Consider the following 22,268-nt stretch of genomic DNA (forward strand, 5'->3'; position numbering starts at 1 on the left):
CACCTTTACTTTTCTTCATCAAAAGTTTCTATAAACTGCCGAAACTCTTCCTCTGTCTCTAAAAGCTGTTGTTTAGTTTTAGTAAGCTCCTCCTCTAATTGTTTTATATAGCGATTTTTTTCTTCTAATTCTGCTTTTAAAGAAAGCAATTCCTTTTTGATAGCATTATTTTCTTCTTTTGCAATAAAAAGTTCATCTGCAATATTTAAAGACGACAAAAGTAGTAGTTGCATTTGTGATAACTTTTCGTAGTTTTGGAGCAATTCTTTAATTACATTGTCTACATAATTGGCAAGTTTTATTACATGCTCTTCAGGATAATCAGATTTTAAAATATATTCATTCCCATTGATAATCACGGTAACTTTATTTAACTCCACAAAAACATCCCCTTAATCTTTTGTTATTTTATTTACTTCTACATTAAAGTGCAATTTCCTTCTTAATTAAGATAAAAGATAAAAAAGGCTGTAAAATAGCCTTTTTTATCTTAATTTGGCTCCTAATTTTTTGTCAAGAGCCTCTACAATGTTGTTGTGAATTACATTTACCTCTTCATCTGTCAAAGTCCTTTCATAAGACCTATACCAGATAGAGAAAGCGACGCTTTTTTTGCCTTCAGGGATGTTAGGACCTTTATAGACGTCAAACAATTCGACTTTATCTATAAGTTTTCCTCCTGTTTCAAGTATAACTTTTTCCACATCTTTTACAAAAATATCTCTATCTACTAAAACTGCTATATCCCTTTCTACAGCTGGATACTTGGGAAGAGGCATGTACCTCTTTTCTACATTAGCATATTGTATTACTTTATCTAAGTTTATTTCTCCACCGTAGACTCTAACAGGTATGTCGTAATTTTCTAAAACATCAGGGTGTATCTCTCCAAATATACCTAATGTTTCGTCACCTAGGAGAATTTTTGCAGACCTTCCTGGATGATAGGAAGGATCTTCTGCCCTTACATATTCTACTCCTTTTATACCCATTACTTCAAAAAGTGCTTCTATTACTCCTTTTAATGAGTAAAAATCCACATCTTTCCCGTACATTCCTATTGCAATAGTCTTTATTTCCTGTGGTAATTCTTTTAAGGGTAATTCTTTTGGCATAAAGACTTTAGATATTTCAAAAACTTTGAAATCTTGTACTTTTCTACTATAGTTGGTATAAGCTACATTCAATATAAAAGGCAGTAGAGTAGTTCTCATAAGGCTTTGGTCTTCTCCCAAAGGATTTATAATTTTAACTGCTTTCCTCAATGGACTGTCTAAAGGCACATTGATTTTATCTAAGTCTTTGCTTCCCATAAAAGATATCGTAACTATTTCATTCAATCCGCAAGCCAACAGCACTTCTTTTATTTTTTCCTCTAATTCCTGTTCTTTTGTCATTGCCCCCAATGTCGTTTGAGCGTTTTTCATTAAGCTATCTTGTATGTTGTTGTATCCAAATAACCTCGCTATTTCTTCTGCAATGTCTGCCTCCATTGTCACATCTCTGCGAAAATGCGGAACTGTTATCTCAAGGTCATCGCCTTTTTGTAGAACTTTAAACTCTAAAGACTCCAATATTTCAATCATTTGAGATGTCGGAAGCTCTGTGCCTAAAAATCTATTAATCCTGTGAGGATTTACAGTTAAAACTGTTTTTTCAATTGGCTTTGGATACTCGTCCACAAGCCCTTTTAAAACTGTACCACCACAGTATTTTTCCATAAGCTGTGCTGCTCTTTCACAAGCTAAAACTGTAATCTCTGGGTCTAAACCTTTTTCAAATCTTGAAGAAGCTTCACTTCTTAAACCCAATTTCTTAGAAGTATGCCTTATATTGCTTCCTTTAAAATTAGCACTTTCTATTAAAATATTTACAGTAGTGTCAGTTATCTCCGTATTTTCTCCTCCCATTACACCTGCCAAACCTATAGCTTTCTTCTCATCAGCAATAACCAACATTGAGCTGTCTAAAGTTCTCTCTTTTCCATCCAATGTAACTAATTTTTCTCCTTCTTTTGCCCTTCTCACAATTATACGCTTGTTTTCAACTTTGTCCAAATCAAAAGCGTGTAAGGGCTGACCTAATTCTAACATCACATAGTTTGTAACATCCACCACGTTATTTATAGGTCTTATTCCAGCTTTTAAAAGACGCATCTGCATCCACATAGGAGAAGGACCTATCTTCACATTCTTAACGACCCTTGCTACATATCTAAAGCACAAATCCGTAGCCTCAATAGTCACTTTTGCAGGATTTTGTTCTTCGCTTTCATTAACTTCTACCACTGGCATTTTAAATTTTTTCTTAAAAGTCGCAGCTACCTCTCTCGCTATTCCTACCATTGACAAACAATCAGGTCTGTTGGGCGTTATCTCAAATTCCAATACATCGTCTTTTAGCTGAAGAGCTTCATTTATATCCATTCCTAATGGAAAAGGTGGTAATATAAAAATTCCGTTTCTTTGATATTCTGGCAGCAGGCTTTCATCAAGTCCTAGCTCTTCAGCAGAACACATCATGCCATTGGATTCTATTCCTCTTAATTTGCCTCTTTTTATCTTAACTCCTCCAGGAAGAGTTGCGCCATGAAGTGCTACTGGTATGTAATCCCCCACTTTAATATTTTGTGCTCCGGTTACAATTTGTAGTTTTTCAGTGCCTACATCTACAATACCAACTAACAATTTATCAGCATTAGGGTGCTTTTCTAATGAAATAATTTTCCCTACCACCACATTTGAAATTTCTTTCCCATAACTTGTTATAGTCTCTACCTTTGACCCTGACATAGTAAGGCCTTCAGCAATAGCTTTCGCATCTTCATCTATGTCAACAAACTCTTTCAACCACGAAAGTGACACTAACATACGACCACCCCTTTAAAACTGTTGTATAAACCTTAAATCATTTTCAAAAAGAAGTCTCAAATCTTCTATTCCGTATTTCAGCATTGTAATCCTATCTATCCCCAATCCAAAAGCAAATCCACTGTATTTTTCAGGATCAATACCAGACATTCTCAAAACATTAGGATGTACCATGCCTGCACCTAAAATTTCAATCCAACCAGTATAGCCACAAACTCTACAACCTTTTCCACCGCAAGCAAAACAGCTCACGTCCATTTCTGCACTGGGTTCTGTAAAGGGAAAATAATGAGGTCTAAATTTGGTTTGAGTGTCTTCTCCAAAAAATTTTTTCGCAAATATATTCAAAACTCCTTTTAAATCTCCCATAGTTATTCCTTCATCTACTACAAGCCCTTCCATCTGATGAAATACTGGAGAGTGAGTTGCATCTATCTCATCAGACCTATAAACCCTTCCAGGAGATATAACCCTTATTGGAGGCTTATTTTTCTCCATAGTCCTTACTTGTACCGGGGATGTTTGAGTCCTCAAAAGTATATCAGAAGTCACATAAAAGGTATCCTGTAAGTCTCTAGCTGGATGGTCCTCTGGAGTATTTAATGCCTCAAAGTTGTAATAAGTAAACTCTATTTCTGGCCCTTCTGCAATAGAAAAGCCTAATCCTAAAAATATCTTTTTAATTTCATCCAATACTTGTGTCATGGGATGTTTGTGACCGTACTCATAAGGTTTACCCGGCATAGTTATGTCTATGTACTCATTTTTTATCCTCTTTTCTTTTTCTAATTGGGCAATTTTATTTTTTGTTTCTGTGAGTAAACCCTCAATTTTCTCTCTAATTTCATTGGCAATTTGACCAATTACAGGTCTTTCTTCAGGCTTTAAGCTTCCCATTCCCCTTAAAATTTGCGTCAATTCGCCTTTTTTACCTAAGTATTTAACTCTTAAGTTTTCAATTTGCTGTAAACTATCAGCTGACAGAATTTCTTTTTGTGCATCTTCATAAAGCTTGCGCAACAATTCTTCCATCTTTAAACCAACCCCTCTTTTGGTGTATTAGTTAAAATAAAAAATCCTCCGTCAATAGGACGAAGAATCCGCGGTACCACCTAAATTAGCATTTTATAAAAAATGCTCACTCATTTGGATAACGGTATGACCGGCAATGCCTACTATTAGTTCAGCACGCTGCTCCGGAGGGAACTTTCCATTATCTACCTAACGATAACACTCTCAGTCTACGGTGTTATCTCCCTGTGATTTTCGATAATGTACTTTACTCCTTCATAGCATTTTGAAATATTTTTTTAAGATTATACCATCCTAATTATTTTTTATCAACCTCTGCCTTTGAGATTCGTATAAAAATATACTAGCAGCGATTGAAACATTTAAAGACTCTGCCTCCCCTGTCATAGGTATTTTCACAAAGTCATCAACCAGATCTACAACACTGACACCTTTTGCTTCATTTCCCAAAACAAAAGCTACTTTATCCGAAATATTGCATTCATGAACTAATTTTTGAGCTTTTAAGTGAGTTGCAAAAACTTTTATTCCTCTTCGCTTAAGTTTTAACAAAATTTGTGAAGTAGTAGCTATGACAGGAATGTGAAAAATAGAACCCATAGAGGCTCTTAAAACCTTTGGATTAAAAATATCCACACAGTTGTTTATAGTAAAAATAGCACTAACCCCAAACGCATCAGCCGTACGTATTATAGTACCTAAATTTCCTGGGTCTTGAATATTGTCTGCTATAACATATACACCCTTTTCTTTTATATACGTATTTTCTTCATATTTTGGTATTTTTATAATCGCCATCACCATTTGTGGAGTTACTGTATCACTTAGTTTCTTAAAGATTCTTTCAGTAGTATGTGCAATTTCAAAATCACCTTTGGGAATATCTATTTTAACCCCTTCCCCCATAACTATGTACTCTATTTCAAAGTCACTTTTTAAAGCCTCCAATACACTTGTAGTACCCTCTACAAAAAACAGTCCTTCTTCGTATCGGCCCTTTTTGTCTTTTAGCTTTTTTATTTTTTTTATAAGGTCATTGTTTTCACTCGTAATTAACATTTCAACCACTCTTTTACAAAATTAGTTAAAGCAAAAGGCCATACAAACTGGCCTTATGCGTTTAACTGCTGCTTAGCTATATTTACTAATTCTGCAAAGGCTTTTTCGTCGTTTATCGCCATTTCTGAAAGCATCTTCCTGTTAATTTCTATTCCAGCCTTTTTAAGACCATTTATAAACCTGCTGTAGGAAATTCCGTGGGCTCTTGCAGCAGCATTTATTCTTGTTATCCAAAGCTTTCTAAAATCTCTCTTTCTTAATTTTCTGCCAATATAAGCATACATTAAAGATTTCATTACTGCTTGATTGGCAACTCTAAAAAGCTTGCTCTTAGCTCCAAAATAACCTTTTGCAAGCTTCAATATTTTCTTACGTCTTCTCCTCGTCACTTTCCCAAATTTTACTCTAGCCATTTTAAAAACCTCCTAATCTATTATGAATAAGGTAATAAGCGTTTGATATTTTTAGCATCCGCACCTACCAAATAAGTAGCTTTTCTCAATCTTCTTTTTCTTTTTGCATTTTTATGTGTTAAAAGGTGACTTTTATAAGCTCTCGACCTTTTAACTTTTCCTGACTTTAACACTTTAAACCTTTTTGCTGCTCCTCTATGTGTTTTCATTTTAGGCATAAATATATCCTCCTTCTGTAATTTTTGCTAACTTTTTGGTGTTAATACCATCATTAAATTTCGCCCCTCAATATTAGGAGCTTTTTCTATAACGCCATACTCACTGAGCTCATTTGCAAACCTTTTTAAAAGGTCTTCTGCCAGCGAAGTGTGAGCTGCTTCCCTTCCTCTAAATCTTATAGTAACTTTTACTTTATTACCTTCTTTTAAAAACTTAATAGCACTTTTTAACTTTACACCAAAGTCATGGTCTTCAATAGTCGGGGACATCCTTATTTCTTTTACATTTATAATCTTTTGCTTTTTCTTTGCCTCTTTTTCTCTTTTACTAAGTTCATACCTATACTTACCAAAATCCATCAATTTGCACACGGGCGGATTGGCTTGAGGGGCAATCTTAACCAAATCAAGATGTCGCTCTTGAGCAATTTTATAAGCTTCCTTTGCCGACATTATACCTATTTGCTTACCGTCTTGGTCAATCAGCCTTACCTCTTTGTCCCTTATTTCCTCATTGACCTGCAGCTCTTTGTTAATAAATACGCACCTCCTAAAAATTATGAAAAAATAAAAGCGGATATAGAAATACCCGCTTCTTTACAATAAAACAAAGATAAATACTTTTGAAGAAACCTTTGCACCTTCGGTGAAAGGTGAGAAGCGGGCGCTTCTACTTATTCGCTTTTTTAGTTTATCATTATTTTATTTTTTTGTCAATATTTATTTTTATGTTTGCTAAACCCTAAAAATTTCTCACATACTCCAAGTAAGAAATATAATTTCTTTTTAGCTCTTCTATAGAGTCTCCACCAAACTTTTTAAGGCTTTCATCAGCAATCACCCAAGCACAAACTGCTTCTAAAACACAGGCAGCAGCTTCAACAGCAGTCACATCTGAACGCTCATAAGCAGCTTTTACTTCCTCTTTAGTATTTATGTCAATAGAAGTAAGGGGTTTTAAAAGAGTAGGAATTGGTTTCATGGCAGCTCTTATCACTATAGGGCTACCGTTAGATATTCCTCCTTCAATTCCTCCTGCATTATTTGTCTTTCTGTAAAAACCTTTATCTCCCTCATAATAAATTTCATCATGGACTAAGGAACCGGGTCTTTTGGCTGCCTCAAAGCCTAAACCAAATTCTACTCCCTTAATTGCTTGAACACTCATTATATGATAAGAAAGCAGAGCATCTAATTTCCTGTCCCATTGAGTATGGCTGCCTAATCCTATAGGCACCCCTTCAATTACTATTTCTATTATACCTCCTAAAGTATCGCCTTTAGCCTTTGCCTCTTCAATTACTTTAATCCACTCTTCCTCTGTTTTTGCACCACCTATTTCTAATACTTTGCTTTTTACTGAAACATTTAGTTCTTTTAAAAGCAATTTTGCCACACTTCCTATAGCCACTCTTGCCGCGGTCTCACGGGCACTAGAACGCTCTAAAATATTTCTAATATCTCTTTGATTGTATTTAATAGCACCAGCAAGGTCTGCATGACCAGGGCGTGGTCTTGTTATAGGCGGAATTTCTTTATCTTTCCAATTTGTATAATCTCTATTTATAATCTCCAATGTAAGAGGTGCTCCGATAGTCTTGCCATGTCTTACTCCACTCAAGATGTGTACTTCATCTTTTTCAATAGCCATTCTTCCCCCTCTTCCATAACCCCCTTGCCTTCTTTTAAGCTCATTATTTATAAATTCTACGTCAATAAAGAGATTTGATGGAAGGCCTTCAATAATAGCAATTAAAGCTTTCCCATGGGATTCCCCTGCAGTAATATATCTCATACTTTTCCTCCTTGCTTTGCTTCAATTTCTTTAATCTCATCTTCATAATTAGCTACTAAAAAGTACAAAATACTCACTACTATTCTTGCAATACCTGTTAAAATCATAAAAGCTACATAACCCATTTGTGTATAAAGCCACATTCCAAACATAGGAGCAATAAAAGCGGAAATTTGAGTAATTAATGTAAACACGGCGATGTAACTCATTTTTTCTGAAGTAGGAGGTAAAAGCTCTAACAGCCAATTTAAGAGCAACATGTTATAACCTCCTACAGCTATACCCCCTAAAAAATCAAAAATAGCGCCAACATAAAGGTTTTTAGCTGTAGCCCACATGAGGGGAATAAATCCTAGAAGCAATGCACTTAATGCAACAGCAAATCCGTTTCCCCTTTTGTTGGACAGGTCAGCCCATTTATAAAAAGCTAAAATAGACCCAATAGAGGAAACAATAGTAAATATACTCATCCATGCATTGTTAGCATGCAAAAAATTTACCTTATATATGGTAAAAATGGGCCAAGCCATCATCCATGCAAAATAATATATAAAAGAAGTTACATTAAAATATATAAATTTCTTAGACTCAAACATGTTTCTAAAAGCTTCATAAAAACTTCCGGACTTGGCTTCATCCAAATCCCTTTTTACCACATGAAACCTTGAAAAATAATAAGATTCTATTAATCCGAAAATAAATGCAACAGTAAATATTACTTGATAATTAATAGGGAAAACTATTTTATCAAGCAACCATCCTGTTACCAAAACTGTAATTGTTGCCACAATTGTCGTCCAAAAATTTCTGTCAGCGAAAACTTTACTTCTATATTCTGGAGGAATTAATTCACTCATAAATGATTGCCAACACATGCCAACTGTCATAGAAGGTAAATTCATTACTCCCACCAACACGACTACCACCCACGGTTGGAGCTCTTTATTAAAAAACGGAGCAAGAGCAAGTAAAAAATAAAAAGTTCTTGCGATATAAAGTACAATATAAGAAAATTTGTGAACCTCTTTTAATTTATTAATCAAATATGTTACAGGAATAACTCCAATTACCACCATAAGGGCAGGTAAAGAATTTAAAAGAGACACTTGAAAGTCATTTGCTCCTAATTTTATAGCATATATGCCAATAAAAGGGTTGACCATATTAAAGCCTATAGCCCATGCAAGACCATTTATCATATTCATTTTTATGTTATGTCTTAAATATTTGTAAACTTCTGCGTCCTTTTTCATACCTCTTCCCTCAAAATTAATATTTTAATTTTAGATTACCACGTTTTTTAAATTCTTTCAATAAATCAAAATGCCCCTTTAAAGGAGCATTTTGATTTTATAAAGCTTTTGTGGCGATTTCTTTAAGAATTTTTTCTATAAACTCATTTAAGGAAATAGCGCCTAAGTCCCCTTCTTTTCTTGACCTTAAAGATACTGTTCCTTGTTCCACTTCTTTATCCCCTACAATCAGCATGTAAGGAATCTTTTGAAGTTGTGCCTCTCGTATTTTGTATCCTATTTTTTCATTCCTGTCGTCTAATTCAGCTCTTATGTCATTTTCCAACAGACGCCCGTATACATGTTGGGCATAAGCATAGTGTTTATCAGATATAGGCAAAACTCTAACTTGTACTGGCGCCAGCCAAGTTGGGAAAGCCCCTGCAAAATGTTCAGTAAGAATTCCAATAAATCTTTCTATACTTCCGTAAATTACCCTGTGCAACATTATAGGTCTGTGTTTTTCTCCATCTGGGCCTATATACTCCAGTTCAAACCTTTCAGGCATCTGGAAATCCAATTGGATAGTTCCACATTGCCATGTACGACCTATGCTGTCTTTTAAATGAAAATCTATTTTGGGTCCGTAAAATGCACCATCCCCCTCATTAACTTTATATGGTAAATTCACGCGATTTAAAGCAGAAATCAAAGCATTTGTAGCCAATTCCCAGTCTTCATCAGACCCCATAGAATTTTCAGGACGTGTAGACAATTCAACAAAATACTCAAAGCCAAAAATTTTATAGAAATAATCCACTAAATTTATAACCCCTAAAATTTCATCTTCAACCTGCTCAGGAGTCATAAACAAGTGAGCATCATCCTGAGTAAAACTTCTTACTCTCATAAGCCCATGCAAAACTCCTGAGAGTTCATGTCTATGCACTAAACCCAATTCACAAAGTCTCAAAGGCAAATCCCTGTAACTGTGCATTGTAGACTTGTAAACAAGCATTGCTCCAGGGCAATTCATAGGCTTTATTGCATAAGTCTCTCCGTCTATTTCAGTGAAATACATATTCTCTTTATAGTGGTCCCAGTGTCCTGACCTACGCCATAATTCTTCATTCAAAATTATGGGAGTTTTTATTTCCTGATAACCATGCTTTATATGTTCTTTTCGCCAAAAATCTTCTAAAATGTTTCTTATAATCATTCCCTTAGGATGGAAAAAAGGAAAACCAGGTCCTTCAGGGTGGATACTAAACAAATCTAACTCTTTCCCTAATTTTCTATGGTCTCTCTTTTTAGCTTCCTCTAACATATGTAAATATTGATCTAACATGCTTTTTTTGGGAAAGCTTATTCCATATATTCTTTGAAGCATTTTATTTTTTTCGTCGCCTTTCCAGTAGGCTCCAGCAACTGACAACAATTTAATAGTTTTTACCATGCCTGTTGACATAAGATGGGGCCCAGCACAAAGGTCAGTAAATTCTCCTTGCTTGTAAAAAGAAATTTCCTCTCCTTCTGGTATTTCTTCAATTAGCTCCACTTTATAAGGTTCATCTTTTTCTTTCATCAATTTTATCGCTTCATCTTTTGGAAGGACAAACCTTTCCAACTTATAATCTTCTTTTATAATTCTATTCATTTCCTGTTCTATAGCTTCAAAGTCTTCTGTGGTAAAAGGCCTTTCTGTATCAAAGTCATAATAAAAACCATTGTCTATAGCCGGACCAATTGCCAATTTCACATCTTTAAAAAGCCTTTTTACAGCCTGTGCTAAAATATGGGAAGAAGTGTGCCAATAAATCTTTTTCCCTTCTTCATCATCAAAAGTCAAAATTTCTAATTTTCCGTCCTCCTCAATTTTTGTATTAAGTTCCACCACTTTGCCATTAAATTTTCCACCGACGGCTTCTTTTGCTAACCTTTCACTTATACTTTTAGCTATTTCATAAACTGTCATACCCTTTTCAAATTCTCTTTGTGTGCCATCCTTTAATGTTATAATCATTCAATTACCTCCTTTGTAAAATTTTTCTCTTAAATAAAAAACCTCTTACCCCGTAAAGAGGCAGAGGTTATCTGCGGTTCCACTCTTTTTTATACTCTGGTATTATATCGGAATAACCGTTCGGATTCATCATCCGCAGCTCCGGGGTGGTCTTCGATATTCAGAACATTTGAATGATCTCAGCCTATGTCATTCAATCTCTGTGATGTTCTTTAAATATCTACTTTCCCCCTCATTGCTTTAATATTTAATTTTTTAATCATTATATCTTCCTCTCGGACATTTGTCAATAATAATTTATAAAAATTGTATCACAATTGCTTGCAATACTCCTATTAGAAACCCTAAAACTCCCCCCATAATCTCTATCATATAAAGTTCACTGTGAGCAATTTTTATCACCACCTCCTCCAATTTTTCTAATTTGAAGCTTTTTATTTTTTCCTCTACAATTTCTGATATTTTAAGTTTTTTTGAAATAATCTCTACCACTTCATTAGAAGGAGAATTTAAAAATACTTCTACTTCTCTATTTATAATATCACCAATGTAGTTTGATATCATCTCTTTTATAGCCTTGGGAAGAAAAGAAGGAAGTTTATTTTCTGTAACTTCTTTAACTTTTAAGTCCAAATTCGATAATAGAAACTTGCGATTTTCTTCTGTTAAAAGCCTGTCCCATAAATCATTAAAAGATAACAATTCCCTTTCCACAATTTCACCTATTGATTTAGCAATTTCATATTTTCTTTTAGGGATAAGTCCTTGTAACGTAATACCGAAAATTTTTACAGGTTTCAAAGGCTTAAATAGCATTTTAACGGCGACAAAATTCGTAAGCCATCCAATAGCTGCTCCTACAAAAGCTAAAAATAGCATCCTTGTTAAAAATTGCATTCCACCACCTCTAAATTTTAAAAAATCACAAATATAATAATATCAGATTTTGACGAATTTTAAAACCCAGCCTTAAGCTGGGCTATTTTTCACATTTAATCTTTGAACACAATTCACAACCATAGCAAATTTCTACTTTGTCATTAAAAACTTTTTTAACCGTCTCTAGAATTTCATTATCTCTCATATTGTTAATAGAATGAAAAAATATTTTTTTAGGAGCAATGGTTATAAGCGTGCTTATCAAAGCATCTTCATCACTTATAACACCATCTTTTAATTCAGCAACTATTTCATTAATAAAATCATTAGATATTGGTTTGTCATTTTCATCATAAAGTTTAAATTTGCCATTTTTATCGACAATGATATTCAATATTTCAACTTTTGAATCCTGTAATTCGACGAAGTATTTAAGTAAACCTATAAACTCATTGTACTCTTTTTTCATTAAAAATTCATCAACAGCCTTATCTGTTACTTCGCTAAGTTCACCAATAAAATCCCTCAGTCTAAAGTTCACAAACCCTTCTAAGTCTATATAATCACTCTCTTTTAAAAAATCTCTTACCAATACAAAAATTTGCTCTTTTTTTGCTAATTTAAATGTCTCTTTATTCACATCATCTTCTAAAATATTGTAAGCGATTTTTTCTATTTCCTCCTTTTCATCTTCTGAAAAATAATGGTAATATTTATTGATTAATTTTTTTATTATCCGTTTGTCAATTTGGTTAACAATTATATCTGAAATAGCTTCCGCTATATAATTTCTTATTCTCGCAACATTGCTAAAGCCTTGTTTATCCTCCACTTTTAAGCTATAATAGGTAACTGAGCCACACACATTAGAATTTATCGCAATCTTTATACCATTTTCAGCTAAATTTTTTAAGCCATGTTTTAAATTTTCTACATCTAGTTTTAAATCCTTTGAAACACCTATGGAAAATAGTTGCAATTTTCTCACTCCCTTCGTTAATAGTATATGTGTCTTTTTATCATTTTTATCTGTTTTAAATCAGTGGAATGATGGAACCAATGTCTTTTATTTGTTTAAAAGTAAGATAAACAATTTCAATTCCTTTTTTATTTAAAAATTCAATAATTTTTTCATAATTTTTATGTGAATTAAATACACCAGTTACTGCTAATTTTTTCTCTCCTATAAGCCCCATTGCACCGCCAATAAACCCGTATTCAAAACCCTTTAAAAAAACACCTCCGGGTTCTATCAAAAGCGCTTCAAAACCATTGCTAACTGCTACCTCAAATATTCCTTTGTCTGAAGTTATAAAGCTATTATCATCTATGATTGCCATATTACATTTTGTATAACCTTGCTTTACATTTAAAAACTTGACACCTTTTTTTTCTAAGGACTCTCTCAAAACAGGATCTGTGTACTTGAAATTGTGAAAAGCTGTGTTTCCCAATCTTGCTACATTATATGCGATATCATAAGGATAGTTACGTTTCAAAAAAGTTTGTCCTATTTTTACTTTTAAACCTATTAATTTCAATTTGCGTATAAACTCTGGTGTCACATTGGGAGCTACAATGATTTCTCTGTCTCCTAAGGGATGCAAAAGTATATCGGGATGAAAAGAAATAGCATCGTATAAATCTGCACATTTTTCAGTATATAAGACTTTTATCCCTAACTTAGACAAACTATCTCCAATTTCCCTCTCTCTTCCATCAATTACAACCCATTTAAAATTGCCATGGGGAACAAAGGGATTAGACATTTTTTCACCTCTTTTATACAAAGATAGGGCATACTGTTGTATGCCCTTAACCTTTTCTTTAACCTTTTCTTTAACCTTTTCTTTAACCTTTTCTTCTATCTTTTAAATAACAACTTCCATCCATTGTCTTTAATTTCTTTTTCAATTCAGCAGCTACTGCACTTATTTCCAAATCATTTTTAAAATCTCTAAATTCATTTGTGACAATAGCAATAGAAATTGATACCAGTGGAAACATCATCTTTTCGCCAGTCCTACCAATTGTCTCTATGTAACCCCGTTTTCTATCTTCATCGTCATATAAATACTTTATTTCCTCATCAAAGCGAGAAATTATATACTTACACATCTCTTCAGCTTTATCAGGAATAGTAATTATCACAAAATCATCTCCACCTATGTGTCCCAAAAAATCTCTTTCATTTCCAATCAGATTTACAGCATCTGATAAAATTTTGGCTGTAAGTTTTATTACATTATCTCCTCTTAGAAAACCATAGTAATCATTATAAGACTTAAAATTGTCCAAATCAATATACAAAATGGCATAAGGCTTGTTTTCTTTAATTCGCCTTTTTATTTCTTCTTTAATGTCAATATTTCCTCTAAGACCAGTAAGAGGGTTGGCCATTCTGTTGTGTTCTATCCGCTGAAACAAATTATTGACTTTAAACAGAAGTTCTTTGTCATTAAAAGGTTTCACTAAATAATCATCTGCACCCAATTCCAACCCTTTAATTTTTTCTTCAAAATTGTCCTGTGAAGTCAAAAGTATTATAGGAAGCATCAAATTTTCTTCTTCTTTCCTCAAAATTCTTAAAAGGTCAAAGCCATTCATGCCTGGCATAACTATATCTAATATTACCATATCAGGTAGTTTATTCCTGTATATTTGTAAAGCCTCTTCTCCATCTTTAGCCTCTAGCACCCCATACCCAGCATTTTCTAAAATATCTTTCAAAATTTTCCTTGTAAGTTTGTTATCATCGACAATAAGAATGTTTCTCCCCTTCACAATGCTTCCTCCACAAAAAAACATTTAACAACCCCATAATATTATATAAAAATTTTGGCAAAAAAACTACTACTTTAGCAAATTAAATTTAAATTAAAAATGAAAAAATTTTACATAAAATTTTATGCAGTTTCTTCAAAGAAAAGAGAGTAATATTTTGAAATTTTTTCTTCCAATGTGTCCATACTTATAAAACGAGCCTCTCTTATTGCCTCTTTTCCATCCACATAAACTATTACAGTAGGAACAGTAAAAACAGAAAACTTACCAGAAGCCAGCGGAATCTCATCAATAGGAATGTGAAAACTTTTTATTTTTGGATAGTTTACTAGCATTTCTTCAAGTTTAGGAAGTAATGATGTACATATTCCGCAATCTTGTGTAGAAAAATAAAGAAATACCATATCATTTTCCTTTATAATTTGTTCTATATTTTCTATGTCGTTAATTTTATCCATAATTTCCCTCCTATCCAAAAGACTACAAACGATTAGATTTTAAAATTAAAAAATATAAGCCCCTTCTAGGGCTTTTTCATAACCTGATTCACTAAAGTTTCATATTTTTATGGAGGCGACACCCGGATTCGAACCGGGGAATAAAGGTTTTGCAGACCTCTGCCTTACCACTTGGCTATGTCGCCATATTGGAGCGGACAACGAGACTCGAACTCGCGACCCTCACCTTGGCAAGGTGATGCTCTACCAACTGAGCTATGTCCGCATAATGGTGCCTCGAAGTGGAATCGAACCACTGACACAGGGATTTTCAGTCCCTTGCTCTACCAACTGAGCTATCGAGGCATAACTGGCGACCCAAAAGGGACTTGAACCCTCGACCTCCAGCGTGACAGGCTGGCGCTCTAACCAACTGAGCTATTGGGCCGTGGTGGTCGCAATAGGACTCGAACCTATGACCCCCTGCTTGTAAGGCAGGTGCTCTCCCAGCTGAGCTATACGACCATTCTACTGCCGTGCAAGTAATAGTATACATAAAAAACTGCTATTAGTCAACACTATTTTGAGGATTTTTTCGCCTTTATGTCTAATTAAAAATAAAAAATATCGATGATTCTCTTAAATTTGCTTTATTCCTCTGCAATTCTCAGCAATTCTTTAAGCCTACTTTCCTCTATCAAATACTTTTTACCACAAAAATGGCATACAGCTTCAACAAATTGTCCTTCTGAAATAAGTTTTTCTATCTCCTCTTTTCCAAGAGCAATTATAGCAGTTTCAAATCTTTCTTGTGAACAATCACATTCATATTTTAAATCTACTCTTTCTAAAATATTAAGTCCCATCTCCCCTAATATATGGTTCAATATATCTTCTGGCAGATATCCATTCCTTAACAATTCTGTAACTGAAGAAATATTCCTGAGTGCTTCCTCTAGCTTTGCTACAACTTCTTCTTCAACATTAGGCAATAACTGTATAATAAAGCCTCCAGAAGCTAAAACATTTCCTTCTTTTCCCACTAACACTCCTACCCCAACAGCAGAAGGTACCTGCTCAGAGGCATAAAAATAATAGGCTATATCTTCCCCGATTTCCCCAGTTTGAAGCTCTACAGTTCCAATGTAAGGTTCCTTTAAACCTATATCTTTTATAACAGTCACATATCCATTTTTACCAACAGCTTTGCCTACATCTAATTTTCCTTTTTCAGACAGTGGTAAATCCACTGTAGGATTTCCTACATACCCTTTGACAATTCCCGGGTAATTTGACACTGCAACAATATTCCCTATAGGCCCATCACCTTTTATAACTAAAGTGACCTTGTCTTTTTCACCCTTCATCATAACTCGCATCATAGCGACAGCTGTCAAAGCTCTTCCTAAAGCTGCACAAGTGGTAGGTGTGAGATTGTGAATTTCTTTAGCCTTCTGGGTAGTTTGTGTTGAAAAAGCTGCAATAGCTAATATTTTATTATTATAAGCTGTAGCTCTTACAATGTAATCACTCATAGTAAATACCTCCTATATCAAAAAACCCTAACATATTTAATGTTAGGGTTTAATTTCACGTCAGTTTACCTTTCTTACCTTAGAAGCTTGTGGTCCTTTTGCAGCTTCAACTACCTCGAACTCAACTTTTTGTCCTTCCTCTAATGTCTTAAAGCCATCACCTTCAATTGCTGAGTAATGGACAAATACGTCTGTGCCATCCTCCCTTTCAATAAAGCCATAGCCTTTCTCGGCATTAAACCATTTTACTTTACCTCTTACCATTTATATCTTCCTCCAAACTTGATAAATAATTTACTTCTCTATCATAGCACTTATATATCAAATTGTCAAATTTTTTATTGAAATTTTATAATATCCCATATATTTCTAAGCGCATAGCTTGCTTTTTCCCTTATAACTACATCAGCTTTATAGTCATAAGGAGTCTCTGTCGCATTTATAATTATTAAATGTCTTACTATATCTGGCAAAAAGTTCACTGGCGAAACTGCCAAAGAAGAACCTATGACTATTAACAAATCGCTGGACTTTACTTCTTTTACTGCCAAATCAAAAACATAAGGCATAGGATCTCCAAATAGTACTACATCAGGCCGCAGTAACCCACCACACTCATCGCAGCGAGGAGGAATTTGTTTTTTATTTACTTTTTCCTCTAAAACTTCAAAAGAGACTTTTTTTCCACAATGTAAACAACTTCCTTCTCTCGTATTGCCGTGAACTTCGAATACATTTTTAGAACCAGCTTTTTGATGAAGATTGTCTATATTTTGTGTAATTACTCCAAAAATTATACCTTCTTTCTCCATTTCGCTTAATATGTAATGAGCTTCATTAGGCTCAGCATTTCTCATTGAAGACAAAATCTTGAAACCAACTTTATAAAATTCCTCCGGGAAATTGTACAATACTCCCGTTGACAAAACCTCCATTGGATCTAACTTCTCCCACAGACCCCTTCCTGGGCTTCTAAAATCAGGTATACCACTTTCCGTTGATATACCTGCTCCTGTCAATACAATATTTTTTCTTGACTGCTTAATGAGGCGAGCAGCCTCTTCAAACAAATTTTTATCCCCCATGGCAATTCACCTCAAATAGAGTATATCACAACTTTTCTTTTTTCCTACCTCCTGTTGCATTTTCATCTTTTTCTTAACTATTGAACCTATCTTCCCAGTTTCTTGGGCAGATAACTTAGACCATCCAACTTTTTTTACCTTTTCAAGAAGTCCTAATTCTTCAGCCGCTTCAAGTTTCAAAATTTCATTGTCCATTCTCTAATGCTCCTCCCAATTTAAAGAACTGTAATATATCTTTTTCCCTGTGCTGGCATCTATCATAAACTCCAAAGAGTTAGGTATATACACTAATTTACCTTTTTTATTCTCTGTTATAAAATAGTACAGTTTAAAACCACTATCTATAAAAATATTTTGAGCAACTTGTGTATTGATAGTATTGTCTATCTTTGGAAAATCAATATAATCCCAATTAAAAATTATTTTTTTAACTATTCCTTCCTCATTTGTTTCAATGGTTATATAATTATTAGAAATTATCGTATTGTTTGTTTGTCTATAAAAAGTATAAATTTTATTATCTCGATAATTCATAGGATATGCTACCAAAAAATCACAAGACAAATAATTATAAAGATGTTCTTTCACATATGTCTTTGCCTCTTCCATATCAAGTATTCTAAAATTTTTCTCATTATAATTCCAATAACCAAAACCTAAGTGAAGAATATTTTGGTCGTGAGAATCAATTGCTACATTTATATTTAAAATTTTGTCTTTTAAACTTGTAAAATTCCAATCATAGGTCACAGCCGGTTTACCCGTCAAATAAAAATTATTCACATAACCGGATTTGAGTAAAGAAATTTTATCTATTTTTAAATTTTTTGCTATATCTTGAGCAATTGTCTCTGGATTTTTTAAATTAAAACAATCGTCTTTTAACTTTGCAAAATCCAGTGTAATCATTTCTTCTTTAATATCATTTCCCTTATAATCAATAAAAATACCACTTTTGGCATCAATCCCATAAAACAAAGGATTCAAAGAGGAAATATACACTAACTGATACTTTTTGCCCTCTTTATAAGCCATAAGCTGAGGAACAATATATCTTTGGTATAGGCTTTTTATTTCGCCAATACTTTTAATATCCTTTGTCCCCTCATATTCCACTTTTTCCGAAAGATTTTCACCAAAAAATTTAACAACTTCTCCTGAATGAGAATCTATGTACACAACTATTTCTCTATTATCCACTATCAGGTGATTTATCACTTTTTTAAAAATTAACTTATAAATATATGGTTTTTCTAAACTTTCATCAATATACTCATCATCTGAAAGGCTTTTTACAAATTGATATTCTTCTCCTGTAATTGAAGATATCAAATTGTGGGCTAAAATTATCGACTCACTTTTTGAATATTTTGCTGATAAATTTTTGTCAAAAGGTGTAAAAGTATTTTCATAGTAATCTATATACTCCAATTTATCATTGTCACTATTGTATACAATTTTTAAATTCTTAAAGGGATTACTTCCTTCAAATTTAAAGCTATATAACCCATTTTGCAACTTATGTTCTACCAATTTTAATCCCCTTGTAAAAGGTACCTTCATTATTATTTCTTGTAATATTTTTTCTTCTGAATAAGGATTAGCTTCTGAATAGGCACTTGATAAATTTAAAAATAATATCAAGGCAATCAATCCTGCTAAACAAAATTTTTTAACCATACATAGACCTCCTTGAAAATATTCCCATATATACTATTCTATGTATGGTTAAAAATTCCTGCTTATATAACAAAAAAATCCGGATAACCCGGATTTTTAAACTGCTATTACTTCCCTCACTTCAGGAATTTCTTCTTTGATAGCCCTTTCAATGCCTTCTTTCAGCGTCAACGTAGCAAAAGGGCATCCTCCACAAGCACCTGTCAGCCTTACCTTTACAATTCCATCCTCTGTAACGTCAATAAGTTCCACATTTCCTCCGTCTGCTTGAAGAGATGGTCTTAGAAGCTCTAATACTTCTTCTACTCTTTCTCTCATAGCCTATCCTCCTTCCTGACACAATTATTATACCACAAAAATCAATGGAAATCTATTTTTTGAGTTTTCGACTTATAATTTCTGCAACTTTTTCTAAAAATCTTTTGTCTTCTTCATCAAAAGCAGCTAAATCATCGCTGTCAATATCTATTTCTCCTATTATGTCGCCATTAACCCATATTGGCACTACAATTTCCGATTTCGTCTCAAGACTACAAGCCAAATAATTATCTTCTTTTGTTACATCATCTACAATTATAGTATTTTTTTCTGCAACAGCTCTTCCACAAACCCCCTGTCCTACTTTAATTTTCACATGTTCTGTAGGTCTACCAATATAAGGTCCTATTACTAACTCTCCATCCTTCATGAAATAAAAACCTGTCCAATTATAGTAAGGAACATTGTCTGCTAATATCTTAACAACTTCACCATAAAATTCATCCATATCATCAATTTCTCTTGCCTTTTGGTCAATCCTAACTAATAAGTCATCAAAAACTTTTCTTTTTTCCATCTTTTCAGCTCCTCTGTAAAAAATTTATCAATATAATTTTACCATTAAAATGTTATAAAATAAAGTAGTTCCCTTTTAGATTTATCAATAGTTAAAGATTAATTCAATTTGCCTTAAATAAGAAAACTGCCTCAAAGGCAGTTTAATTGTAAAATTGTTTATTGGGGTCATTTAAAACCCTTCTAATCATCCAGTATGCCAATATCAAAATAAAAGGTGTTACTAACTGAGTTAAAGTAAAAAATCCTATTCCCCATTTTTCATTTAAATATACAGGCCATATTAAAGGATTGTCCCTTACGGTTTCTTCAATTAAACCTCTCATTAATTGATAATAAAATATAAAAGACCAAAATTGATATCCATCAGGCATGTGCTTTTTTTGTATATAAAAATATCTTATGAGAAGTATTACTCCCATAGCAACTCCTACTAATTGCGCAGGCCATCTCCCAAAGGCAAACTCAGTCGGCCTTCCTAATACTTCTTGGTTAAATATATTTCCTATTCTGACTAATATATTACCAATTGAAAGTCCTAAAACTGCGAAATCCTCTAGAGGATTTATCCTCACACCTTTTTTACGACAATAATAAAGCCCTGCTAAAAAACCACCTAAAACTGCACCATGCCATGAAAGTCCACCTTCATAAATCTTTAACACTTGAATAGGATTTTTAATAAACCACTCAGGATAATTTGCCAATACAAACATCAATCGAGCACCTATAACACCAGAAATTACTACAATCATTAATAGATTTAATAAAAAGTCTTCATCGTAATTTAATTTCATTGCCTCTTTGTACAAATAATATCCACCAATAGCAATAGAAATAGCCATAAAAATTCCATACCAATGAACAGCAATTGGACCAATTTTAAAAGCATAAGGGCTAATTGTCGGAATGTACATCATACAACCTCCATACAATAGTTTTTAAACAGAAAACTCTGATAAGATTTTCATTATAATATCATTCTACAGCATTTCGATAATATGTCAAGAGGTGACTTTTATTTCCTTATAATGCTTTTATATGACTCTGAAATAAAAAAATCTATCCTCAACATAAAAAGTTTTGGCACCAAACCTAAATTACATAAAAATAAAGGCAGCAAGCTTCCTTCTACTCTGATTGGTATAAGAAATTGCTCGCGAGGAATATTTAAGAAATTTCAACCGTTTTTTTAAACTCCTCTTTTATCTTCTTTAGCAATTCCTCTTTTGTCATTATATCTACCGCAGTCATAGCCAGAGCTTTGGCTGCAAGTACGGCTGCCTCCTTTCCCCTCTCTGAACCTGCAGCTTTCAAAAATTCCAAGCTATGAGGTGCTATGTCCTCTTCAGCTATGGCAATGTGGGGATGGATAGAAGGCACAACCTGGCTTACATTTCCCATGTCCGTTGAGCCAACGCCCTCTTCCTTATCGCTTATATCATGATAACCCAGTTCCTTTAAATTAGCTTTAAATGTCTCAGCCATAGTTTTATTGGTTATTAGGTTGTCAAAGCCAAGCTCAAAATTTCTATATGAAAGCTTTGCTCCAGTTGCCACCTCAGCACCCTTGGCACAGGCTATTACTTTTTCCTTTACCTCCAGCATGTATTTTTTTCTTTTGCCCTCACGTAAAAGCGGGCGACAGCTCTTTCGGGAATAATATTGGGAGTGTATCCTCCTTCGGTAATTATCCCATGGATTCTCGCATCAGGTCTCAACTGCTGCCTTAAGGCATTGATACCGTTGAAAAGAAGGATGACCGCGTCCAGAGCATTTATGCCTAGGTGAGGTGCAACGGCGGCATGCGCTGCTTTACCCGTATATGTAAACTCCAGAGGTTCTATGGCAAGGGAAGTAGTATATACAGTAGTTCTATTGCCAGGATGTACCATCATAGCTGCATCCACATCATTAAAAATACCTCTTTCTACTAGTATTACCTTGGCACCGTCAGTTTCTTCTGCAGGGGAACCTACTAACATCACTTCGCCGAAAAGCTCTTCATCTAATGCCCCTAAGGCTGCTGCAGCTCCAAAACTTGCAGCTGCAATTAAGTTATGACCACAAGCGTGACCTATTTCTGGAAGAGCATCATACTCAGCCAAAAGCGCCACCTTGGGACCAGGTTTTTTACCTTTTTTCTGTGCCAAAAAAGCAGTTGGCAGGCCTTCGACTTCATTTACTAAAAAACCATAACCGTTTATTTTTTCCTTTAATAGTTTTGAAGCTTTAAATTCTTGATTTCCAAGCTCAGGATTTTTGTATATCTCATCAGCAATTTCAAAAATCTCCCCCTTAATACTATCGATAAAAGAAATGACCTTCTTTTTCAATTCTTCCACACCTATAACTCCTTCCTAACCTATATGAATTTTACAAAAATGTTTAT

At 33.8% G+C, this 22,268-nt stretch carries 23 protein-coding genes, 5 tRNA genes, 1 pseudogene and 3 other annotated features; all 29 genes and pseudogenes read right to left on the minus strand.

Annotated elements, in window-relative coordinates:
* Window positions 1-5: 5 nt before the first annotated feature.
* The 29 genes and pseudogenes from zapA to OEI98_RS15355 all read right to left on the minus strand — a co-directional run bounded on the left by zapA (window position 6) and on the right by OEI98_RS15355 (window position 22,221).
* Window positions 6-380 carry a cell division protein ZapA gene (gene zapA, locus OEI98_RS09535; RefSeq protein WP_003867245.1) on the minus strand — a complete coding sequence of 125 codons (375 nt, stop codon included), beginning with the start codon at window positions 378-380 and terminating at the stop codon, window positions 6-8.
* Window positions 381-485: 105 nt separating this feature from the next.
* Window positions 486-2,870: a phenylalanine--tRNA ligase subunit beta gene (pheT, locus tag OEI98_RS09540; protein WP_042835587.1), complete on the minus strand. Its 2,385-nt coding sequence runs from the start codon at window positions 2,868-2,870 to the stop codon at window positions 486-488.
* A gap of 12 nt (window positions 2,871-2,882) precedes the next feature.
* A complete protein-coding gene (gene pheS / locus OEI98_RS09545; RefSeq protein WP_003871003.1) occupies window positions 2,883-3,902 on the minus strand; it encodes a phenylalanine--tRNA ligase subunit alpha in 1,020 nt (339 codons plus the stop codon).
* 52 nt (window positions 3,903-3,954) lie between these two features.
* Window positions 3,955-4,170: a binding site (T-box leader), on the minus strand.
* Window positions 4,171-4,196: 26 nt separating this feature from the next.
* Entirely contained in the window at window positions 4,197-4,961 is a 765-nt protein-coding gene (locus tag OEI98_RS09550; protein WP_266037485.1) for a TrmH family RNA methyltransferase, read from the minus strand.
* A 53-nt stretch (window positions 4,962-5,014) separates the two neighbouring features.
* Window positions 5,015-5,374: a 50S ribosomal protein L20 gene (rplT, locus tag OEI98_RS09555; protein WP_003871005.1), complete on the minus strand. Its 360-nt coding sequence runs from the start codon at window positions 5,372-5,374 to the stop codon at window positions 5,015-5,017.
* Window positions 5,375-5,394: 20 nt separating this feature from the next.
* Window positions 5,395-5,592 (minus strand): 50S ribosomal protein L35, encoded by a 198-nt coding sequence (rpmI, locus tag OEI98_RS09560; protein ID WP_004401892.1) that lies wholly within the window; start codon window positions 5,590-5,592, stop codon window positions 5,395-5,397.
* Between the two features lie 27 nt (window positions 5,593-5,619).
* Complete coding sequence (gene infC / locus OEI98_RS09565; protein WP_004401900.1) at window positions 5,620-6,171, minus strand: translation initiation factor IF-3; 552 nt, start codon at window positions 6,169-6,171, stop codon at window positions 5,620-5,622.
* Window positions 6,152-6,274, minus strand: a sequence feature (ribosomal protein L20 leader region). It overlaps the preceding gene by 20 nt.
* Before the next feature lie 60 nt (window positions 6,275-6,334).
* Window positions 6,335-7,387, minus strand: a complete 1,053-nt coding sequence (locus OEI98_RS09570; protein WP_266037491.1) for a chorismate synthase — start codon at window positions 7,385-7,387, stop codon at window positions 6,335-6,337.
* The gene (locus OEI98_RS09575) at window positions 7,384-8,640 is read right to left on the minus strand and encodes an MFS transporter (RefSeq protein WP_266037493.1); all 1,257 of its coding nucleotides are present in this window, start codon (window positions 8,638-8,640) and stop codon (window positions 7,384-7,386) included. The genes OEI98_RS09570 and OEI98_RS09575 overlap by 4 nt, the downstream gene beginning before the upstream one ends.
* 97 nt (window positions 8,641-8,737) lie before the next feature.
* Window positions 8,738-10,642, minus strand: a complete 1,905-nt coding sequence (gene thrS, locus OEI98_RS09580; RefSeq protein WP_014063079.1) for a threonine--tRNA ligase — start codon at window positions 10,640-10,642, stop codon at window positions 8,738-8,740.
* A 53-nt stretch (window positions 10,643-10,695) separates the two neighbouring features.
* Window positions 10,696-10,887, minus strand: a binding site (T-box leader).
* Between the two features lie 52 nt (window positions 10,888-10,939).
* Window positions 10,940-11,539 carry a DUF445 domain-containing protein gene (locus OEI98_RS09585; protein ID WP_003871462.1) on the minus strand — a complete coding sequence of 200 codons (600 nt, stop codon included), beginning with the start codon at window positions 11,537-11,539 and terminating at the stop codon, window positions 10,940-10,942.
* Between the two features lie 82 nt (window positions 11,540-11,621).
* Window positions 11,622-12,500 carry a putative sporulation protein YtxC gene (ytxC, locus tag OEI98_RS09590; protein ID WP_003870174.1) on the minus strand — a complete coding sequence of 293 codons (879 nt, stop codon included), beginning with the start codon at window positions 12,498-12,500 and terminating at the stop codon, window positions 11,622-11,624.
* 55 nt (window positions 12,501-12,555) lie between these two features.
* The gene (locus tag OEI98_RS09595) at window positions 12,556-13,290 is read right to left on the minus strand and encodes a DUF6873 family GME fold protein (protein WP_003867232.1); all 735 of its coding nucleotides are present in this window, start codon (window positions 13,288-13,290) and stop codon (window positions 12,556-12,558) included.
* 82 nt (window positions 13,291-13,372) lie between these two features.
* Window positions 13,373-14,329 (minus strand): response regulator, encoded by a 957-nt coding sequence (locus OEI98_RS09600; protein ID WP_416237337.1) that lies wholly within the window; start codon window positions 14,327-14,329, stop codon window positions 13,373-13,375.
* Window positions 14,330-14,427: 98 nt separating this feature from the next.
* Window positions 14,428-14,763: a thioredoxin family protein gene (locus OEI98_RS09605; protein ID WP_003870175.1), complete on the minus strand. Its 336-nt coding sequence runs from the start codon at window positions 14,761-14,763 to the stop codon at window positions 14,428-14,430.
* Between the two features lie 110 nt (window positions 14,764-14,873).
* Window positions 14,874-14,948, minus strand: a tRNA-Cys gene (locus OEI98_RS09610).
* A gap of 4 nt (window positions 14,949-14,952) precedes the next feature.
* A tRNA-Gly gene (locus OEI98_RS09615) sits at window positions 14,953-15,028 on the minus strand.
* A gap of 4 nt (window positions 15,029-15,032) precedes the next feature.
* Window positions 15,033-15,108 (minus strand) — tRNA-Phe (locus OEI98_RS09620).
* 5 nt (window positions 15,109-15,113) lie between these two features.
* A tRNA-Asp gene (locus OEI98_RS09625) sits at window positions 15,114-15,190 on the minus strand.
* 1 nt (window position 15,191) lies between these two features.
* A tRNA-Val gene (locus tag OEI98_RS09630) sits at window positions 15,192-15,267 on the minus strand.
* Window positions 15,268-15,392: 125 nt separating this feature from the next.
* Window positions 15,393-16,277, minus strand: coding sequence for an Hsp33 family molecular chaperone HslO (gene hslO / locus OEI98_RS09635; RefSeq protein WP_266037509.1), 885 nt, complete (start codon window positions 16,275-16,277; stop codon window positions 15,393-15,395).
* Between the two features lie 60 nt (window positions 16,278-16,337).
* Complete coding sequence (locus OEI98_RS09640) at window positions 16,338-16,541, minus strand: cold-shock protein (protein WP_003867228.1); 204 nt, start codon at window positions 16,539-16,541, stop codon at window positions 16,338-16,340.
* Between the two features lie 74 nt (window positions 16,542-16,615).
* On the minus strand, window positions 16,616-17,362 hold the full coding sequence (locus OEI98_RS09645; protein ID WP_003870177.1) for an NAD-dependent protein deacylase: 747 nt from the start codon (window positions 17,360-17,362) through the stop codon (window positions 16,616-16,618).
* Window positions 17,363-17,368: 6 nt separating this feature from the next.
* Window positions 17,369-17,557 carry a small, acid-soluble spore protein, alpha/beta type gene (locus tag OEI98_RS09650; protein WP_266037515.1) on the minus strand — a complete coding sequence of 63 codons (189 nt, stop codon included), beginning with the start codon at window positions 17,555-17,557 and terminating at the stop codon, window positions 17,369-17,371.
* 3 nt (window positions 17,558-17,560) lie between these two features.
* Entirely contained in the window at window positions 17,561-19,042 is a 1,482-nt protein-coding gene (locus OEI98_RS09655) for a hypothetical protein (RefSeq protein ID WP_266037517.1), read from the minus strand.
* Between the two features lie 96 nt (window positions 19,043-19,138).
* The gene (locus tag OEI98_RS09660; protein WP_003870180.1) at window positions 19,139-19,360 is read right to left on the minus strand and encodes a NifU family protein; all 222 of its coding nucleotides are present in this window, start codon (window positions 19,358-19,360) and stop codon (window positions 19,139-19,141) included.
* A 52-nt stretch (window positions 19,361-19,412) separates the two neighbouring features.
* Window positions 19,413-19,877: a GAF domain-containing protein gene (locus OEI98_RS09665; RefSeq protein WP_003870181.1), complete on the minus strand. Its 465-nt coding sequence runs from the start codon at window positions 19,875-19,877 to the stop codon at window positions 19,413-19,415.
* A gap of 142 nt (window positions 19,878-20,019) precedes the next feature.
* The gene (locus tag OEI98_RS09670; RefSeq protein WP_003870182.1) at window positions 20,020-20,793 is read right to left on the minus strand and encodes a prolipoprotein diacylglyceryl transferase; all 774 of its coding nucleotides are present in this window, start codon (window positions 20,791-20,793) and stop codon (window positions 20,020-20,022) included.
* A 253-nt stretch (window positions 20,794-21,046) separates the two neighbouring features.
* Window positions 21,047-22,221: pseudogene (locus tag OEI98_RS15355) on the minus strand (M20 family metallopeptidase).
* Between the last annotated feature and the right edge of the window lie 47 nt (window positions 22,222-22,268).

The organism is Thermoanaerobacter sp. RKWS2 (genome assembly GCF_026240795.1).
GTDB lineage: Bacteria > Bacillota > Thermoanaerobacteria > Thermoanaerobacterales > Thermoanaerobacteraceae > Thermoanaerobacter > Thermoanaerobacter ethanolicus.

Excerpts from the sequence above, each read along its gene's own strand:
- pheT (WP_042835587.1), bottom strand. The coding sequence starts at position 2,870 with ATGTTAGTGTCACTTTCGTGGTTGAAAGAGTTTGTTGACATAGATGAA.
- pheS (WP_003871003.1), bottom strand. The coding sequence starts at position 3,902 with ATGGAAGAATTGTTGCGCAAGCTTTATGAAGATGCACAAAAAGAAATT.
- OEI98_RS09550 (WP_266037485.1), bottom strand. The coding sequence starts at position 4,961 with ATGTTAATTACGAGTGAAAACAATGACCTTATAAAAAAAATAAAAAAG.
- rplT (WP_003871005.1), bottom strand. The coding sequence starts at position 5,374 with ATGGCTAGAGTAAAATTTGGGAAAGTGACGAGGAGAAGACGTAAGAAA.
- rpmI (WP_004401892.1), bottom strand. The coding sequence starts at position 5,592 with ATGCCTAAAATGAAAACACATAGAGGAGCAGCAAAAAGGTTTAAAGTG.
- OEI98_RS09570 (WP_266037491.1), bottom strand. The coding sequence starts at position 7,387 with ATGAGATATATTACTGCAGGGGAATCCCATGGGAAAGCTTTAATTGCT.
- OEI98_RS09575 (WP_266037493.1), bottom strand. The coding sequence starts at position 8,640 with ATGAAAAAGGACGCAGAAGTTTACAAATATTTAAGACATAACATAAAA.
- thrS (WP_014063079.1), bottom strand. The coding sequence starts at position 10,642 with ATGATTATAACATTAAAGGATGGCACACAAAGAGAATTTGAAAAGGGT.
- OEI98_RS09585 (WP_003871462.1), bottom strand. The coding sequence starts at position 11,539 with ATGCAATTTTTAACAAGGATGCTATTTTTAGCTTTTGTAGGAGCAGCT.
- OEI98_RS09595 (WP_003867232.1), bottom strand. The coding sequence starts at position 13,290 with ATGTCTAATCCCTTTGTTCCCCATGGCAATTTTAAATGGGTTGTAATT.
- OEI98_RS09600 (WP_416237337.1), bottom strand. The coding sequence starts at position 14,329 with ATGTTTTTTTGTGGAGGAAGCATTGTGAAGGGGAGAAACATTCTTATT.
- OEI98_RS09605 (WP_003870175.1), bottom strand. The coding sequence starts at position 14,763 with ATGGATAAAATTAACGACATAGAAAATATAGAACAAATTATAAAGGAA.
- hslO (WP_266037509.1), bottom strand. The coding sequence starts at position 16,277 with ATGAGTGATTACATTGTAAGAGCTACAGCTTATAATAATAAAATATTA.
- OEI98_RS09640 (WP_003867228.1), bottom strand. The coding sequence starts at position 16,541 with ATGGTAAGAGGTAAAGTAAAATGGTTTAATGCCGAGAAAGGCTATGGC.
- OEI98_RS09645 (WP_003870177.1), bottom strand. The coding sequence starts at position 17,362 with ATGGGGGATAAAAATTTGTTTGAAGAGGCTGCTCGCCTCATTAAGCAG.
- OEI98_RS09650 (WP_266037515.1), bottom strand. The coding sequence starts at position 17,557 with ATGGACAATGAAATTTTGAAACTTGAAGCGGCTGAAGAATTAGGACTT.
- OEI98_RS09655 (WP_266037517.1), bottom strand. The coding sequence starts at position 19,042 with ATGGTTAAAAAATTTTGTTTAGCAGGATTGATTGCCTTGATATTATTT.
- OEI98_RS09660 (WP_003870180.1), bottom strand. The coding sequence starts at position 19,360 with ATGAGAGAAAGAGTAGAAGAAGTATTAGAGCTTCTAAGACCATCTCTT.
- OEI98_RS09665 (WP_003870181.1), bottom strand. The coding sequence starts at position 19,877 with ATGGAAAAAAGAAAAGTTTTTGATGACTTATTAGTTAGGATTGACCAA.
- OEI98_RS09670 (WP_003870182.1), bottom strand. The coding sequence starts at position 20,793 with ATGTACATTCCGACAATTAGCCCTTATGCTTTTAAAATTGGTCCAATT.